Below are 18,558 nucleotides of genomic sequence, written 5' to 3'. Positions count from 1 at the left end.
GGTTGAAGTGAAAAGTTGAAGTTCAAGTCCCCCCACGCCTCCCCGGCTCTCCTTCAACTTAAACTTCAAACTTAATGTCTCGGATTCCACACACCGCTCCCCCATGCGCTCCGACCTTCGCTTCGCCCTTCGCCAGTTGATCCGGCGCCCGGGCTTCACCCTCACGGCCGTTGTTTCCTTCGCGCTCGGTATCGGGCTCGTCGCGACCCAGTTCAGTCTCATCGATGCAGTGCTGCTGCGTGGCATGCCGCTGCCGGCCGCCGACAGCCTGTATCACATCGCCTGGCAGGCGCCCAAGAGCAGCGACTCTGATCGTTGGGAGGTGATGTCGTATCGCGACTATCTTCTAGTACGCGAGCGACAGACCTCCTTCGAAAGCCTGGCGGCCACGCAGTGGCTCGGGATGAACCTGAGCGGGCCTCAGCGCGTGCCGTCGCGCCACACGGGTATTCTGGCTAGCGCCGATCTGCCTGGTGTCGCGCGCACGCAGCCGATGCTGGGTCGCTGGTTCTCCGCCGAGGAGGATCGGCCCGGCCAGCCGTTGTTCATCGTGCTATCCCACGTGCTGTGGCAGGAGCAGTTCGCCGGCTCGCCCGGAGCACTCGGCCGCAAGGTCAACATCAACGGCGAGCCCGGCACGATCATCGGCATCATGCCGCCGAAATTCCAGTTTCCCGGCTCCGCCGAGCTCTGGATCAACCTGCGTGCCACGCCGAACGATCCACGGCAGCGACTCATCGATCGCGTGGAGTTGTTCGGCCGTCTCAAGCCCTCCGTCAAACCCGCGCAGGCGCGCGCCGAGCTCGACACGCTCGCCGCCAGCTGCGTGCAGCTCTGGCCGGAAACCAACGCCGGCTACAATCGCGCCAACCTTTTGACCGTCGCCAACGCCTACTCCGGCGGCGGCGCCCGGCCGCTGCTTTTCCTGATGCTGGCCATGACGGTGTTCATTCTCGTGCTCGCCTGCGTCAATGTCGCCACGATGCTCCTTGGCCGCGCTGCCCGGCGCACCCGCGAGTTCGCCGTCCGCGCCGCCGTCGGCGCCGGGCGCACGCGCCTGCTCCTCCAGATGCTGCTCGAATCGTTTCTCCTCGCAGCGCTTGGTTGTCTCGGCGGGCTGCTCGTCGCCCGCTTGGGCGTTGATTTTCTCCAAGACTACCTGGTGCACCAACGGGCCGTGCCGGACTGGATGGACTTCCGCCTCGACCAGCGCGTGCTCGTCGTCGCCACGGTCTCCACCCTGCTGGCCGGCATCCTCGCCGGCATCGTGCCCGCGTGGCAATCCTCGCGGATCGATGTGAACACCGCGCTCAAGGACGACGCCCGCGCCGCCACCGGCATCGGCGTCGGCCCGCTCGCGCGCTGGCTCGTGTCCGCGCAAATCGCATTCTCGACCGCGCTGCTCGTCGCGGCCGGCGTGCTGAGCCTCACCGTTTATCTGACCCGCCACGCCAATCTCCGCTACGAGCCCGACAAGCTCCTCACCGGCCGGATCGAATTGCAGGATGGCACCCAGCCCACGCCGGCGGATCGCGCGCGCTTCTATCGCCGGCTGCTCGAGCGGCTGCAGTCCGAACCAGGCGTGGAATCCGTCGCGGTCACCAGCCGCAATTTCATCGGCTCCGGCGTCCCGACGCAGATCGAGCCGGAGGGCGTCACCTACGCTAATCCCAACGAGCGACCCGTGGCATGGCTGGAAGTCGTCTCGAACGAGTACTTCCGGCTGATCTCGGTCCGCCCCATCGCCGGGCGGCTCTTCGACAACCGCGAACAAACCCTCACCGACACGCGTTCCGCTGTCGTCAACGAATCCTTCGCCCGCCGGTTCTGGCCCGGAGAGGACGCGCTGGGCCGGCGCTTCCGCACCAACCAAACCGACGAGAACTGGGCCACCGTCGTCGGCGTCGTACCCGACCTGCAGATGCAGGGACTCTTCGAGGAACCCGGCCGCAACGAAGCGGGTTTCTACCTCGCCCAGGATCAGATGGGCTGGGGCTGGCTCGATCTCTTCATTCGCACGAAATCGGACCCGCTGCAGTTGCTCGATCCGGTTCGCCGCGCCATCGCCGCCATCGATCCCGACCAGCCGATCCATTCCGTGGGTACGCTCACCAGCCAGACCGCTCAAGCGATGCGTGGCTTCAACATCCTCGGCATCCTCGCGGCGGTGTTTGCGCTCATCACGCTCTTCCTCGGCGCCGTCGGCGTCTACGGCGTGACCTCGCAGGCCGTGAGCCGCCGCATGCGGGAATTCGGCATCCGCATGGCACTCGGCTCCACCGTCAGCCAGTTGTTGCGCTTGGTTCTGCAGCAGGGCGGCAGACAGATCGCGCTTGGTCTCGCCGTTGGGCTCGTCGGCGGATTCCTGCTGTCGCGGCCACTGGAACAGATCTTCGGCAGCTCCATGGCCAACAACCCGCTGATTTATGTCGGCGTCATTGTCGCGATTTTTGCCGTCGGTCTGGCCGCCCTGTGGCTGCCCGCGCGTCGCGCCTCCCGGGTCGATCCCATGATCGCGCTGCGCTCCGAGTAGCACCTGTGGCGCCGGGTCGTGATCAAAGCATAGTGGCTAGAGTCAGCGCCGCGCGTCCGCCCTTACTCCCCACCCCTTCAACGTTACCCCAAGATGATCGGAGATCTGAAGTTCACGGTCCGTCAGCTCGCCAAGTCTCCCGGCTTCACCGCGACCGCGCTGCTCACGCTGGCGCTTGCCCTCGGGGCGAACTCCGCGGTGTTCTCCCTCGTCCATACTGCGCTGTTGCGCCCGGCCCGGCCGGAGGAGTCGGGAAAGATCGTCAGCGTCTTCAACGCCCGGCAGGGCGCCGAGCGCGACTTCCGGAGGTTCTCTCTCGCCGAATACGAGGTGTTGCGCACTTCGCGCGGTGTGTTCTCCGACGTCGCCGCGCTCGCGAAGGCACAGGCCGGCCTCAGCGCCCACCGCGGCGAGGCGATGAACCGCAGTCTCGTGCATCTCACGACCGCAAACTTCTTTTCCCTCTTCGGCACGGAGCCCGCGCAAGGCCGGTTCTTCAATGCCGAGGAGTCCCGTCCGAACGCGGGCCTGCCCGTCGCCGTCGCAAGCCACGCCGCATGGCAGCGTCTGGGAGGCCGGCCCGACTTCGTCGGAAGCACGCTGTGGGTAAACGGCCAGGCCTGCACCGTCATCGGCGTCACCCGCGAGGATTTCAAGGGAGGCGGTGTGCTCATCGCGCCCGACCTCTGGCTCCCGCTCGGGATGTTCCCCCGAATCAACTCGGCGTTCAGCCGGATCGGCGGCCAGCCCGACCTGACTGCGCGCGACAACCATTCGCTCCTCGTCGTCGCGCGGTTGCTGCCGGGCGAATCGCTCGACGCCATCGCACCGCGCCTGCCGGCGCTGGCGCAACAAATCAGCGACCTTCAGCCGGCCGGCTCGGTCGGTGCGCGCGAACTTCTGGTCGCACCGGCAGGCCGTCTCGGGATCACGTCGGAACCGGAAGCCGAGGAGGCGCTGGCGTTGCTCGCTGCGCCGCTCGTGCTCATGGCCGCGTGCGTGCTGCTCATTGCGAGCTTGAATCTCGCGAACATGCTCCTCGCGCGCGGCGCGGCGCGTGCGAAGGAGATCGCGCTCCGGCTCGCACTCGGATCCGGCCGCCGCCGGATCGTCCAGCAACTCATGATCGAGGGTCTCGTGCTCGCGTTTGCCGGCGGCGCTCTCGGGTTGTTCATCAGTGACTGGGCCAACCGAGCGCTGATCGCCTCGCTCACGGGCGCGTTGCAGGGCATCGCCACGGTCACGGTCACATTGAAACCGGAACTCGACTCCACCGTGCTGAGTTTCACGTTCGCCGCCTGCGTCGTCGCAACCCTGCTGTTCAGTCTCGCGCCGGCCTTGCGCGCCTCGCGGCTCGATGTCGTTTCGGACCTGAAGTCGGTCGGGGCGGCAGCCGGCCCGTCCGAGCGATGGAATCGCTTCTTCGCGGGACGGCACCTGCTCGTGATGGCGCAGATCGCGCTCTCGCTGGTGCTGCTGTTCAGTGCGAGCCTGTTCCTGCGCGGAGCCCTGAAGGCGGGCGACATTCCGCTTGGCTTCAAGGCGCAGGACCGGCTCCTCACCGAGTTTGACTTCTCGCTGCGCAACGCGGCGCCCGCCGACGCCCAGCGCAGCCTCGCCGCCGTGCTCGAGCGCGTGGGCGCACTTCCCGGCGTCGCCCGCGCCGCCTTCAGCACTCAGGCTCCGATGAACAACCGCGAGATCAGCCGCCGGGTGCAGACCGCAGGCACGCCGGCCGATGCGTCCCCCGGGCCACAGGCGCTGTTCACGGGCATCACGCCGGGCTACTTCGACGCGCTCGGGGTGCCGGTCCTGCGCGGGCGCGACTTCAGCGAACTCGAGAGCCGCGACGCCGGTGCGCCCCGAGTCGCGATCATCGACGCGAGCCTCGCGCAAAGACTCTTCCCGGGTGAGGACGCGCTCGGCCAGCGCGTATCGATGGCAGCGTCGGCCGCAGGGGGCGCGGCCACGGATCTCGAGATCGTCGGTGTCGTCGGCGAGCACCGGCACGAGTTTCTCCAGGTCGAGCCGACGCTCCGGATATTCGTCCCGCTCGTGCATGGCTACACGGGCACGGCCTACCTGCACACGCGCCTCGAGGCCACCGGCCCGGCGGCGCTCGCGGCCGCGCTCGGCGCCGTGCGTGCGGAACTTCAGCGCCTCGATCCCAACCTGCCCATGCTGCGCCACGAGCCGTTCGCCGACTTCATTGATCGCGACGCCTCCCTGTGGAGCGCCCGACTCGGAGCGGCGGTCTTCGGCCTGTTCGGGGCTGTCGCGCTTCTGCTGTCGGTGATGGGCGTCTACAGCGTGAAAGCCTACGCCGTCGCCCGCCGGACGCGCGAAATCGGAATCCGCTCCGCGCTCGGCGCCGGACCGCGCGACATCTTCGCGCTCGTGATGAAACAAGGTGCGCGCCAAATCGCGGTCGCGTGCGGGGCGGGCATCGTCCTCTCGCTGCTCGTGGGCCGGACGCTCTCGTCGTTACTCTTTCATATCAGTCCGGCCGATCCGATCGCCCTCATAGGAGCAATGGCCGTCCTCGCCGGATCCGCGCTGTTGGCCAGCTACATCCCGGCACGCGATGCCGTGAAGGTCGATCCGATCGAGGCGCTTCGCGCGGAGTAGTGCGCTTTCCCCTTCACCCCATGATTGCCGACCTCCGCCTCGCCCTCCGTTCGCTCGCGAAGACCCCGGGCTTCCCCGCCGTCGCCGAGTAGCGCCGCGACCGCGGCACCGGCACCCGAGGTCGACGATCCCGCTCGCGGGACCGTCTCGTTCCATGTTCGCAACGGTTCTCGGCCCCGGGCGTGCCAAAAACAGCGCAACCGGCTGAACGGCAGGCACAAACCGTACGGGCCGGTGCTTGGCACAGCGCGTGCAAACTCCGTCTCATGCCACGCTCATCATGGCACGCCTCCTCCGGCCCGCCCGTCGCGTGCCGTCGCACGGTGAGTTGACCCAAACCGGCCATCCACCTCCAGGTCGCGATGTGAATACACCTTCAAAGCCCGCGTGAAAACCTACTGTCCTTCTTGGTCCATTTTCTCCGGCTCTCAGCTCTCAACTCTCAACCCTCAACTCTCAACCTGCTCTTCGCTTCGGCTCTAGACTCTCCGCCCTCAGCTCTCGACTCCTCCGTCCCATGCCCTCCGTTCTTTCCCGCGTCGCCTTCACGCTCGGCACGATCGGCATCGATCTGCGGATCGGCGCGCGCATGCTGGCAAAGGAAAAAGCCTTCTGCGCCATCGCCGCTGGCGTGCTCGCCCTCGGCATCGGCGCCGTCACGACGCAGTTCGCCGTCGTCAACGGCGTCCTGCTGCGCGGGTTCTCGTTCCCCGACGCCGACCGGCTCGTCACCGTGCAGTTTGGCCAGTCCACGACCGAGCTCGAAGCGCTGGTGCCACGGATCATGCCGGCCGATCTGCTCGACCTGCAGGCGCGGCAAATGTCCTTCGACTCGCTCGCCGGCTGGCTCCTGTTTTCGGCGGCCAACGTCAACCTCAACGGTGCGACCGAGCGCCGCGCCGCCGGCTATGTCACCCACGATTTCTTCCGCATGCTCGGCATCCGCCCCGTTCTCGGCCGCGATTTCACGGCGGAGGACGATCGCGATGGCGCCGCGCCCACCATCATCCTCGGCGATGCGCTCTGGCGCGAGCTGTTCGAGTCCGATCCCAACGTGATCGGCCGCTCGCTTCGCGTGAACGGCCGCGTCGGCACGATCATCGGCGTCATGCCGCGCGGATTTGCGTTCCCCTACGACGAACAGTTGTGGATTGCGCTCCGCACGGAGTCGCCGGTGCGTCCGCGGCACGAGCACGCCAATCGCCCCGTCATCGTCTACGGGCGGCTCAAGCCCGGTGTGACGCTCGCTCAGGCCAGCGCCGAGGTCAGCTTGATTGCCGCGCAACTCGCCAAGGAGCATCCGGAGAACGCTGCGCTCAAGACCGGCCAGGTGCAGCCGCTGCTCGCCGCGTTCACCACGCCCCGCAGTGCCGGGCTGCTCTACACGCTGCTCGCGTTCAGCCTCGGCGTGCTGCTGATCGCGTGCGTCAACGTCGCCAACATGCAGTTCGCGCGCGCCACGCTCCGACTACGCGAGCTGGCGATCCGCGCTTCGTTCGGCGCGACCCGCGCCCGGTTGCTGCGCCAGCTGCTCACCGAAAACCTGCTGCTCGCGCTCGTTGGCGCCGCCCTCGGCACACTCCTCGCGCTGTGGACCGTCGGCTGGCTCGACAGTGCCGTTCGCGCGTTCCGTCCACCGCTGCCCGGCTGGATGCGATTCAGCATCGACGGCCCCGTGCTCACGACAATTGTCGCCGCCACGCTATTCGCCACGGTGGGCTCCGGTTTGCTGCCGGGCCTGATGGCAGCCCGCGTCGGGCTGGCCGCCGAATTGAAGGAGGGCGGCCGCGGCGCCACCAGCCGGCGCACCGGCGTGATCGCCCGCGTGTTGGTCGTGCTCCAGATCGTCGTCACGTGCATTCTGCTGATCGGCTCACTGCTGCAGCTCCGCTCGATCGAACGTCAGCAGCACATCGACCACGGCTACGATCCGACTGCCGTCATGAGCGCCCGGTATATGCTGATGGCCGGCGATCATCCCACCGAGGCGGCACGGATCGCCTTCAACGAAAAAGTGCTCGCCGAATTGCGCGTGCACCCGTCGCTCGCGTCCGCCGCGTTCAGCGAACGCTACCGCATGATCTCGGTGCCGGAAGGCCCGGTGGAGATCGAGGGCCAGACCGCCGCCGATGAAGCCAGCCAGCCGATCGTCGCGTCGGAGCGGATCACCGACGGCTACTTCGCCACGCTAGGCCAACCGATTCTCGCCGGCCGCGATTTCAGGCCGGAGGAGAGCGATCTGAAACTGCCGGTGGCGATCGTGAACGCCACGTTCGCCCGACTGCATTTCCCGAATGGCGATGCGCTCGGCCGGCGTTTCCGCTCGGTGAATCCGAATCCGAAAACGCCGGAGCCGTGGCGGGTCATCGTCGGCATCGTCGCCGACGTGCGGATGTCCGGCCCGTTCGACAGCCGCGCGCACAACTCCGGCTACTATCTGCCGTTCACCTCCAATCTCTACAATCGCGGCCAGCCGACGCTGAGCGGGATGTCCTACGTGACCGTGATCGTCCGGCCGCGCGACGGAATTCGCGCCGAGGCGAGCCTTCAGGCAATCCGCGAGGCGGTCGCCAAAGTCGATCCAGACATGCCGATCTACTACACCGGCACGCCACAGGCGCAGTTTGAAACCTACCTTGGCCAATCGCGGCTGATCACGCTGCTGTCACTCGCCGTCGGCATCATCGCCGTGGCGCTCGCCGCCGCCGGGCTCTACGGCGTCACCGCCCACGCGGTCAATCGTCGCCGCCAGGAGTTCGGCATCCGGCTCGCGCTCGGCGCCGATCGACGTCAACTGCTCACGCTCGTCCTGCGTCAAGCCGGCCGGCAAGTCGCGCTGGGACTCGTACTCGGACTCGCCGCCACCGGCGCGATCGCGCTGACCGCGCGCTCCGCGATTGCCGGCGCGTTGTTCGAAACCAATCCGTTCGACCCGCTCACCTACGCCGCCGTCGCGCTGCTACTCGGAGGGATCGCGCTCCTCGCCACGTTCCTGCCAGCGCGACGCGTCACCAAAGTCGATCCGATGATCGCGCTGCGGGCGGAATGAGCCGAATGCCGATTGCCTCATTGCCGATTGCCGAATGAAGATCCCGCGCTCATCCACAAATCCAAACTGCGAGCCCTTTGCTCCCGCTCTGAGCTCTGGACTCTCGGTTCTCGGCTCGTCTACACCGGCTGCATGAAAACCCGCGCCTCTCTCGATCCCGCTGCGGCATTCCCCGACCCAAAGCAGAAACCCACCGATGTTGATCTGAAGGCGGTTCTCGGTGTGGCATTCGCTCCGCTCGATCGCGTGCTCGCCGATCTCCAGGACGCCTGCCCCCGCGCGACGAGCGACTGGCAGTATTCGAATCAGGCCGGCTGGTATCGCCTGGCACTGCTGAAAAAACGTCGGCTGTTCTATCTCGTGCCGCAGCGCGGCGCGTTCCGGCTCTCGTTGATTCTCGGCGCGAAGGCGATTGCCGCGCTGCAGCAAGGGTCTCACGCCAGGGCCATCGCCACACTCCTGAAAACCGCCAAGCGTTATCCCGAAGGCACGGCCTTCAGTTTCGACCGCGATTCCTGCGACCCCGTCCTAATCGAAGCGCTCCTCGCCGCGAAGCTCGCGCACTGAGATTGGCCATACGCAGTAAGCAACAAGCAATAGGCCAGACCAAAAAAATCTTTCCCCTACCGCCTGCTGCGTTCGCTCGTCCCTCAACTCTCAGCTCTCAACTCTCAACTTTTTCCGCCCTCCGCTCGGGCCTCTCAACGCTCAACCCTCAACTCTCAACCTGCTCGTGTCCGACCTCCGCTTCGCTCTCCGGCAACTCGCCAAGGCTCCTGGCTTCACCGCCATCGCCGTGCTCTCGCTCGCGCTCGGCATCGGCGCCACCACCACCGTGTTCTGCTGGATCCAAGGCATCCTGCTCAACCCGCTGCCCGGCGTGCACCGCCAGGAGGAGATCGTCGTGCTCACCACCTCGCACGCGGACCAGATGTGGGACACCTGTTCGCTGCCCGATATCAAGGACTATCGCGAACAGCGCGACGTGTTCGCCGGCATCATCGCCTCGCAGGTCACGCCCGCCTGCCTGACCATCGGCGAGCAGTCGACGTGGCTCTATGGCCAGATCGCGACAGCAAACTTTTTCGACCTGCTCGGCGTGCAACCGCTGCTCGGCCGGCTGTTTCTCCCCGACGAGGATCAGAAACCAGGCGGCAATCCGGTGCTCGTGCTCGGCGAGCGGTTCTGGCGACGCCAGTTCAACGGCGATCCGAGCGTGATCGGCAAGGCCGTTCAGCTCAACCGCCACGCGTTCACGGTCATCGGCGTCGCGCCGGCCTCCTTCCGCGGCACGATGAGTGGATTGATCTGCGATTTCTGGGCGCCGCTCTCGATGCACCACGCAGTGGCCAACATGGGCTCGCTCGAGCAGCGCGACGATCACTGGCTCCACACGCAAGCCCGGCTCCAACCCGGCGTCAGCCGCGAGCAGGCGCAGGCCGTCGTCGATGCCGTCGCCGCGCGCCTGGAGAAGTCTTATCCGAATACCAACCAGCAGATCCGACTTCACGTGCTCGATTTCCTTCATGCGCCCTACGGGGTGCAGCCGATCATGGGCCCGGTGCTGGCCATTCTGCTCGCCGTGAGTCTCGGCGTCGTGCTGATCGTTGCCGCCAACCTCGCCAGCCTGCTGCTGGCGCGCGCCGCCGGCCGGCAAAAGGAAATCGCCATCCGACTCGCCGTCGGCGCCAGCCGCGTCCGGCTCGTGCGCCAGCTGCTCACGGAAAGCCTGCTGCTCGCCGGCCTCGGCGGCGGACTCGGCATCGTCATCGCGTTCTGGGCCGTGGATCTGCTGAAGCGCTGGCAGCCGCCGACTCCGCTGCCGATTGGCATCGGCACGGAGATCAACACAACCACGCTCGCGTTCACCGTATGCGGCTCGATCGTGACCGGCGTCCTGTTCGGATTGATCCCGGCCTTGCGCGCTTCCCGGCCCGACCTCAACTCCACGCTGAAGGATGGCGGCCGCACGTCTTCCAGCGGTTCCTCGCACCAGCGGTTGCGCAGTCTGCTCGTGCTCGGCGAAGTCGCGCTGTCGCTCGTCCTGCTCGTCGGCGCCGGCCTGTGCATCAAGAGCGCGCAACGTGCCTACCACGCCGAACTCGGTTTCAAACCCGACCGCGTGCTGCTCGCCGGCCTCCGCATCGGCATGAACGGCTACAACGAAGCCACCGGGAAAGTCTTCTACGCCCGGCTGCAGGAGCGGCTCGCCAGGCTGCCCGGCGTCGAGTCCGTCGCGCTCAGCAGCTGGTTCCCGCTGGGCTTCGAGGGCGGTCCGCAACACGGCGTCACCGTCCAGGGCCATGAACAAAAACCCGGCGAGGATTCGAGCCTTCCCTACAGCATCGTGTCTCCGGGCTATTTCGCGACGCTCGGCATCCCGCTCGTCGACGGCCGCGACTTCACCGATCACGACGACGACTCCGCGCTCAAGGTCGCGATCATCAACGAAACGATGGCGAAGCGGTATTGGCCCGGCCAGAATGCGATCGGCCACAAATTCAAAGCCGCTTGGCGCGAGCTCACCGTGGTCGGCGTCGCGAAAGACGGAAAATACCGGTCGCTCAACGAACCGCCACGCGGTTTCTTCTACACCCCGTTCCGCCAGGGTGTGTGGGATCTCAATCTCGGACTGTGCCTGCGCACCCGAGGCGATCCGTCGCTTTTCGGTGCCACGCTCCAGCGCGAGCTCCGCCAGCTCGATCCCAACGTCGCGGTCTGGGCCACGATCACGATGGACGACTACATCAAGGCGGCGTTCATGGCGCCGGTCCTCGCTTCGCGATTGCTCACCTGGCTCGGGATCGTCGCGCTCGTGCTCGCCGCCATGGGCGTCTACGGCGTGGTCGCCTACGTCGTCAGCCAGCGCACGCAGGAATTCGGCGTGCGCATGGCGCTCGGCGCCAGCACCGGCGACGTGCTCCGACTGGTCATCGGCCAGGGCATGCGCGTCGCCGTGTTGGGTATCGGCGTCGGCCTGCTCGGCGCGTTCGCCGTGACGCGCCTGCTCGCCGGCTTCCTCTATGGTGTGAGCCCATTCGACGCGCTCACCTTCGGTGCGGTCACGCTCGGCCTGGCGCTGGTGTCGCTTCTCGCCTGCTGGCTGCCGGCGCGTCGCGCAACGAAAGTCGATCCGGTTGACGCGCTACGAGCGGAATGAAGGAAGCACCACTCGCCGCGATCACGATCGCCCGATGAAACGCCGCAGCTTTCAGCGCGGACGCGCTGCGGCTATGCAACCGCTCGTCGGTGATCCCCATGTTTTCCCGTTCGGTCGCCATCGATTGCAGGTCGCTGATCGCTCCTTCCGTTGCCCATGAACTTCGTTCGCCCCACCTCCCTCGCGTTGCTCAGCATCGTGCTGGCGGCTCCGCTCGCCGCCGCGCCCGCTTCCGTCGACGAGCTCGCCGCAGCACGGGCACTCTTCGAAGCGCACAAGGACGCCGAGGCCCAAAGCGCCTACGCGGCGCTCACGGAAAAGGATTCCGGCAATCCGGAGCCGTTGCGCTGCCTCGGCTACCTGGCCCTCCGCCGCAACGACGGTGATGCCGCCGTCCGCTGGTTCGAAAAAGCTGTGGGCCTCGCGCCTACCCACGCCGAAACGCATCGCGCGCTCGGCGATGCCTTCGGCACCAAGGCGCAGCAGGCCGGCGTGCTCTCGAAGTTCGGCCTCGCGAAAAAATGCCTCGCATCCTACCAGCGCGCCGCCCGGCTCGACCCGGCGGATGCGCGCACGCACCAGTGTTTGTTCGAGTATTACCGGCAGGCACCGGCGATCGCCGGCGGCGGCACCGACAAGGCCGCCGCGGAGGCGGCGATCCTCAAGCAACTCGACCCGGCGCGCGGCGCACTCGCGTATGCGACGCTCTATCAGGCGGAGAAGAAGTTCACCGAGGCGCTCGCGGAATACGACGCCTACCTGAAAACGGCGCCGGACGATTTTTATGTGAACTATCTCGTGGGAAAACTCTGCGACACCAATGGCGTCGCCGCGGAGCGCGGGCTCGCCGCCCTGCGCCACTGCCTCGAGCTTCCGCAGCTCACGCCGCCGGCGGCACCGAAGCACCAGCATGCGCATTGGCGTATCGGCAACCTTTCGAAACGGCAGGGGAACCTCGCCGCCGCGCGCGCCGCTTACGAAGCTTCGCTCAAGATCGATCCCGGTTTCGAACCGGCCGCAAGCGCCCTGAAAAGCCTGCCCTCCGTCGTGGCACAGGCTAACTGAGCGCGGCCATCGATGATCAACCCATTATTCACGCCCTGCGCCGCAGCGACGCCGTCCGCTGTCACGCGCGTCGAGCTGGATGCGGCGCGATACGCCAGCCCCGCCGTGGGTTCATTGCACCTCATTGATTAGGTTCAAACCACGTCACAGCTCACCTAGTCGCGACAATAACAGTGTGGCAGGGCAGCTCGACCAGTCCGTCCGCGGCAGCATCTGCCCGCGCCAGTCCTGCAACCGCTCCTCCGCCGTCGTTCCATGCATCCGCTTTCGTTGTTCCAACCCCGACACCCGCGGGCCTTCCCCGTGTGGCTTTGCCTCGTCGCACTCGCCGGCGTTTCGCGCGCACCCTGCGCTGCTGCCCTCGCCACCGACGCCGCCGCCCCGCTCCCGCTCGGAAGCGCCCGCGACCTCGGCTTCGCGCCCGACCGGCTCGACCGGCTCCACGCCAATCTCCGCCAGCTCGTCGACGAGGGTCGCTGCTCCGGTTTCGTCACGCTGCTGGTTCGGCACGGCCAAATCGCCGACTGGCGCACCTACGGCTGGCGCGATCTCGAGACGCGCGCACCGATGGAGCAGGACACGATTTTCCGGATCGCTTCGAACTCGAAGCTGATCACCTCCGTCGGCGCGATGATCCTGTTCGAGGAGGGCCGGCTCGACCTTGACGCGCCGATCGCGACCTATCTGCCCGACTTCAAGGACGTGCGCGTCCTCACCGGCGGCACCGTCGACGCGCCGGAGCTCGTCGAGCCCAAGACGCCTCCTCGTATCCGCCATCTCCTTTCGCACACCGCCGGGTTCACCTACGATTTCGGCGACACGGACGTGCTCTCGCAACTCTACCGCCGCCACAATCCGTGGGCCGCCGCGTCACTCGACGAGTTCGTCGCCCGCGCCGCCAAGCTGCCGCTCGCGCACGAACCCGGCGCCGCGTTCCGCTACGGCATCAGCACGGATGTTCTTGGCGCGATCATCGAACGCGTCTCCGGTCAGAATCTCGAAGAGTTTCTCCAGGCGCGCCTCTTTCGCCCGCTGCGGATGGTCGACACCAGCTTCGACGTGCCGGCGGAAAAACTGCCGCGGCTCGCGAGCGTCTACCGCCGGCAGGGTGACCAGCTCGTGAACGACGAGCCCGGCCAAGCCGACGTGGCGCGGCGGCGGCAGGGCATCCGGAGCGGCGGCGGCGGGTTGTTCTCCACCACGGGTGACTACGCCCGTTTCGCGCAGATGCTGCTCAACGGCGGCGAACTCGACGGCGTGCGAATCCTCGGACGCAAGACCGTCGAATACATGACGCTGAACCATCTCGCGCGCACCAGCAAACCCACGCACGCCTACTCCGATTCGCGCGGATTTGGACTCGGCGCCGAAGTTGTCATCGATCCCGCGAAAGACCCGACGTTGTGCTCGCTGGGCCAGTTCGGCTGGTCCGGCTCGAACACGACCCGTTGCCAGATCGATCCGCGCGAGGATCTCGTCGCGCTCGTTTTCCTGCAGCACCGGCCGATGAACGAAACGGGCGTGTTCGCCCGGTTCGCCAACGGCTACAACCTCGCTCTGACCAATCCTCCCCGCCCCATGACGACTCCTCAGCTTCCCCCCGACTCCCCCGGGCTCATCGAATCGGGTCAGGCGCCTTCCCGCGACTACGCCGCCGTGAAGCACTGCATCGAACAGGCCATTGGCTGGGCGATCGAAAAGGATTTCGACGCCATGTTCCACCTATGGGGCGACGATCTCTTTCACTTCTGGGTGTTCTCCAACAGCACCGTGATCGGCTTGGATGCGTTCAAACGCTACGCCGACCAGTGGCGCGATCCCGATTTCCGCGGCACCCGCTTCGAGTTTCGGGACCTGCGTATCCGCTTTTCCCGGTCCGGCGATGTCGCCTGGTATTCCACCTACCTGGATGACTGCGCCACGATCAAGGGCAAGGAACACTGCCTGCAGAACGTCTTCCAAACAGGGGTGCTGGAAAAGCGGGACGGACGCTGGGTTCACGTCCAGATGCACGGATCATATCCGGTCGACCGCATTCCGGAGAACCTGCTGCAGCAGTTCTACGCCGACCAATTTTCGCGCGGAAAGACAGAGTAATCATCGACCACGCTCGGGGAGCGGCATCATACCGCGACTGAAGGAATCTTCTTTCCGTGTGCCTACGCGCTCCCGTCAAACCTCCGATCCGAACCCAATCCGCTGTGTTGGGCCTGGGTGCATCTCGCCCGACTCAGCTCGCGAACAGCGGCGGCGAAGCCCGCCACTTCTCAAACTCCCATGCACCGTCGTGAATTCATGAAACTCGCCACTGCAGCGACGCTGTGTGGCGCAACCGCCAACCTCGCCTCCGCGGCGACTGCGACCGCCGAGCCGGCGAAACGCTACAAGTGCCGGATCACCGTTCTCCGAAAGCTGTTCCACGCGGACCTCTATGATCAGCATCCTTACGGACGCCGGGCCGCCTGCGGCCGGTTCGAAGAAGGTCAGGTCTTCATGACCGAAAGCCCGTGGGATCCGCCTCCGGGCTTCTGCACCTGGGCGTGGGCCGACCTGCGAGCGATCATTCACAAGATCCACGCCGGCGATCCCACCGTAATGATCTCCTGCTGCACCGACGGCCTTCGCCCGGTGCTCTTCAAATTCGAGCGGATCGAAGCGTAGGACCTGAACCACCGATGGACAGAGCGGCTCCGCCGCAACCGATGCTCGCTCCATCCCACTGGCCCGCACGCGCAAGAGGCACATGGTAGGAACCCGATTCTGTGCTTTCTGCGCCCTTTGTGGCCAAGTTGAACGCCCGTGATGCGTTCCTGATGCGGCATTCTGATCGGCGGCCGACCGGACCTTTTACGACCATATGAGTCTGTGTCCTTCAGTGTCCACCTGGGGCTGACCGGTTCGAACTTTCCCTCGCCAAACATTCCCATGAAATCTGGAAAACGCCCGACGCCTCGGTCCAACCGCGTGACCACCGACCGCCAAAGTCTGCTCGCCTGTGAACGCGAACTCACGCGCGCCGAGCGAACTGGCGACGCCGCAACGCTGCGGGCTCTGCTCGCCCGCGACTTCGTCGGCATCGATCTGCATGGTCGGAAGGTCACGCGGCGCACGTTCATCGCCGGTTTCCTCCGCCCTGAACTTAAGCTCGCCCAGCTGCGCATCGATGACCTCACCGTCCGCCGCACGGGCGAGATGGCCTGCGTCGTGGGTCGCTCCCAATTCACCGGCACGTTCGCCGGCCGCCCCATCTCCGGCCGCGCGCGCTTCGTCGACGTGTGGATCCACCGGCGTAGTCGCTGGCAGTTGATCGGTTCGTCCGTCACCCGTATCGAGCGCTAGCAGGTTTCGCGGCGGCAGGCCCGGCTGCCGGGCGGCCCGGAACGGCGAGCGCGCCTCGTAAGAAACCTCAGCGGCGGTCGGTCCGTTGAATCGGCCGGATTTGGTGCCGTCCCATCCGTGGGAACGATTCGTTTCGTTTCCGAACAACACGGGCCATCGGCCCACGGCTCGTCAATTTTATCATACTGATGCACCGTGACTAGCGAAATGTCGACGGATGCGGCACGGCGCGTGCAAATACATCTCCGCATGCTCTCCGACCTCCGCTACGCCATGCGTCAGATGGCCAAGTTCCCCGGCTACACGACCGTCGTCGTGCTCACGCTGGCGTTCGGCATCGCGGTGAACACCCAGATTTTCATGATGGTGAACGCGATCTTCCTCCAGCCGATGGACGTTCGCGACCCCGACCGGCTGGTCGCGATCGTCGGCCGGAGCAATGCGATCAATCTGCCGCACCAGATCTCGTTCCTCGATTTTCAGGACCTCCGCGACGGCTCCAAATCGCTGACCGACCACGTCGCCTTTCTGCCGATGGCCGCGCACGTCAGCGCACCCGGCCAATCGCCCGAACGCACCTGGATCGAAGCGGTCACCCCGGATGCGTTCTCCCGCATGGGCGTCAACGTCGTCCTGGGCCGGCCGCTACAACCCGCCGACGGCGCGATGCCGCCCGGCACGCCCGTCGCCGTCCTCACGCACCGTTACTGGCAAACTCAGTTCGGTGGCGATCCCCGCGTCATCGGCCGTTCCGTGCTGATCAACGCCAAACCGTTCACGATCGTCGGCGTCGCGAAGCCCGGCTTCGAAAGCTTCTCCTACTCCGTCAGCGTCAGCCTGTGGGTGCCGTCCGGCACCTATGCGCAGTTGCGCCCCGACGGCGACGGCTTTTTCAAATACCGCGGCTCGAGCGCGTGGCGCGTGCTCGCGCATCTCGCCCCGGGCGCCACGCTCGCGGAAGCCAACGCCGAACTCGGGGTGTTCGCGCAGCGCTTCGCCCAACAGTTCCCCGACGATCACCGCGGTTTCCGTTTTCAGGCGATCCTCGAGCGGCACGCGCGGCCCGATCCGGTCATGGCCGACCTCGCGCCGGTCATCGGCTGCCTCTTCACCGGGCTGGTCCTGCTGGTGCTCTTCATCGCCTGCGCCAACGTTGCGAACCTGATGGGCAGCCACGCGCTCGCGCGCGAGAAGGAGCTCGTCGTTCGCGCCGCCCTCGGCGCCTCCCGCTGGCGCATCGTCCGGCTGTTGCTCGCGGAAAGCGTGCTGCTTGCCGTCCTCGCCGGCATCGTCGGCTACAGCCTCGCGTGGTGGGGCGGCGACGCGATGCGCAGCTTGACGCCCGCCGGTGATATTCCCATCCGGGTGAACGACTCGATCAGCTGGCAGGTGTGGGCTTTTACCGCGCTTGTCTCGTTCTGCGCCGGCGTCGGCGCCGGACTGGTGCCCGCGCTGCGCTCGTCGCGCATCGATTTGAACGAAGGATTGAAACAAGGCGCCGGCCGGCAGACCGGTCCGGGCCGCCACCGGCTGCGGAATCTGCTCGTGATCGGCCAGGTCGCGACCTCCGCCGTCGTGCTGATTGCCTCCGTGCTCTTCCTGCGCGGCCTCGCCATCGCGCGTCACGCCGACGTCGGTTTCCTCCCCGACCGGCTGCTGATGCAGTCGTTCGATCTCAATCTCCAGGGCTATTCGAAGGAACGCGGACTGCAGTTCCAGCGCGACCTGCTCGAGCGTGTCCGCGCGCTGCCCGGCGTCGAAGCCGCGAGCCTGGCCCAGCACGTCCCATTCACGCAGAGCATCCTGATGCGCGACAACTGGCCCGACAATCCGTCCGGTCATGTGCCGGACGATCACATCGCAGTCGCGTTCTCCGGCGTCGAGCCGTCGTTCCTCAAGACCTTTGGCATCCGGCTGCTCCGCGGTCGCGACCTGCTGCCGACGGACGACGAGCGCGCGCCGGAAGTGGCGGTCATCAACGAGGCCATGGCGAACGCCTTCTGGCCGGGCAAGGATCCGATCGGCCAGCACTTCCGGCTCTGGCGCGGCGGGCCCGCGATCGAGGTTGTCGGCGTCGCCGCCACGGGAAAATATCTCATGATCGGCGAGCAGCCGCGGCCCTACTATTACCGTCCGTTCGCCCAGTTCTACAACATGCCCGCCACGCTGGTCGTGCGCACGCAGCAGGCGCCGCACGCGCTCGCCGCGCCGGTCCGCCAGGTGATTCAAGGACTCGATCCGCATCTGCCGATCTACGGCACGATCGCGATGGATGAACACATGCTGAACAGCCCGCTCGCGCTCATGCCGTTCCGCTTCGGGTCGGTGCTCGCCGGCGTCCAGGGCGGCATCGCGCTGCTGCTCGCGATCCTGGGACTCTACGCGGTCGTCGCCTACGGCGTGACCAGCCGCACCCGCGAAATCGGCGTGCGCGTCGCACTCGGCGCCACCAGCCGCAACATCGTCCGGCTCGTCTCGCGCGAAGGCCTGCGGCTCACCGCCATCGGTCTCGCGCTCGGCCTGGTGATGGCCCTCGGTGTGTCCTTCGTCATGTCGCACGTGTTGATCGGCATCAGCACGCTCGATCCTTTCGCCTTCCCGGTGGTCACCATTGTTCTCGTCGCCACCGCCGCGTTCGCCTGCTTCTGGCCGGCCCGCAAAGCCACCCACGTCGATCCGATGACCGCGCTCCGCGCGGAATAGTCCCCCACCACCTTCGGTCGACCGCCCTCAACGCACACGCCCTCTCCCGCCATGGTCCGCGATCATTCGTAGCCGTCAGTC

General features: G+C 66.5%; 10 protein-coding genes. All 10 read left to right on the top strand.

What is annotated here, in order from left to right; genetic code table 11:
• Positions 1 to 103: 103 nt before the first annotated feature.
• Positions 104 to 2,533, top strand: coding sequence for an ABC transporter permease (locus OTER_RS09565; protein ID WP_012374707.1), 2,430 nt, complete (start codon positions 104 to 106; stop codon positions 2,531 to 2,533).
• A gap of 93 nt (positions 2,534 to 2,626) precedes the next feature.
• On the top strand, positions 2,627 to 5,161 hold the full coding sequence (locus tag OTER_RS09560; protein WP_012374706.1) for an ADOP family duplicated permease: 2,535 nt from the start codon (positions 2,627 to 2,629) through the stop codon (positions 5,159 to 5,161).
• A gap of 517 nt (positions 5,162 to 5,678) precedes the next feature.
• Positions 5,679 to 8,210, top strand: coding sequence for an ABC transporter permease (locus OTER_RS09555; RefSeq protein ID WP_012374705.1), 2,532 nt, complete (start codon positions 5,679 to 5,681; stop codon positions 8,208 to 8,210).
• Positions 8,211 to 8,342: 132 nt separating this feature from the next.
• Positions 8,343 to 8,777: a DUF3788 domain-containing protein gene (locus OTER_RS09550; RefSeq protein WP_012374704.1), complete on the top strand. Its 435-nt coding sequence runs from the start codon at positions 8,343 to 8,345 to the stop codon at positions 8,775 to 8,777.
• A 166-nt stretch (positions 8,778 to 8,943) separates the two neighbouring features.
• Positions 8,944 to 11,370 (top strand): ABC transporter permease, encoded by a 2,427-nt coding sequence (locus OTER_RS09545; protein ID WP_012374703.1) that lies wholly within the window; start codon positions 8,944 to 8,946, stop codon positions 11,368 to 11,370.
• Positions 11,371 to 11,526: 156 nt separating this feature from the next.
• Positions 11,527 to 12,435 carry a tetratricopeptide repeat protein gene (locus tag OTER_RS24020; protein ID WP_012374702.1) on the top strand — a complete coding sequence of 303 codons (909 nt, stop codon included), beginning with the start codon at positions 11,527 to 11,529 and terminating at the stop codon, positions 12,433 to 12,435.
• Positions 12,436 to 12,690: 255 nt separating this feature from the next.
• Positions 12,691 to 14,532, top strand: a complete 1,842-nt coding sequence (locus tag OTER_RS24015; protein ID WP_012374701.1) for a serine hydrolase — start codon at positions 12,691 to 12,693, stop codon at positions 14,530 to 14,532.
• Between the two features lie 180 nt (positions 14,533 to 14,712).
• Positions 14,713 to 15,096, top strand: a complete 384-nt coding sequence (locus tag OTER_RS09530; protein ID WP_083767684.1) for a TIGR04076 family protein — start codon at positions 14,713 to 14,715, stop codon at positions 15,094 to 15,096.
• 264 nt (positions 15,097 to 15,360) lie between these two features.
• Positions 15,361 to 15,774, top strand: coding sequence for a nuclear transport factor 2 family protein (locus OTER_RS09525; RefSeq protein ID WP_012374699.1), 414 nt, complete (start codon positions 15,361 to 15,363; stop codon positions 15,772 to 15,774).
• Between the two features lie 249 nt (positions 15,775 to 16,023).
• Complete coding sequence (locus OTER_RS09520) at positions 16,024 to 18,477, top strand: ABC transporter permease (RefSeq protein ID WP_012374698.1); 2,454 nt, start codon at positions 16,024 to 16,026, stop codon at positions 18,475 to 18,477.
• Positions 18,478 to 18,558: the final 81 nt, after the last annotated feature.

It is taken from the genome of Opitutus terrae PB90-1 (assembly GCF_000019965.1).
GTDB classification, from domain to species: domain Bacteria; phylum Verrucomicrobiota; class Verrucomicrobiia; order Opitutales; family Opitutaceae; genus Opitutus; species Opitutus terrae.
This window is presented reverse-complemented; position numbering and strand designations above follow the sequence as displayed.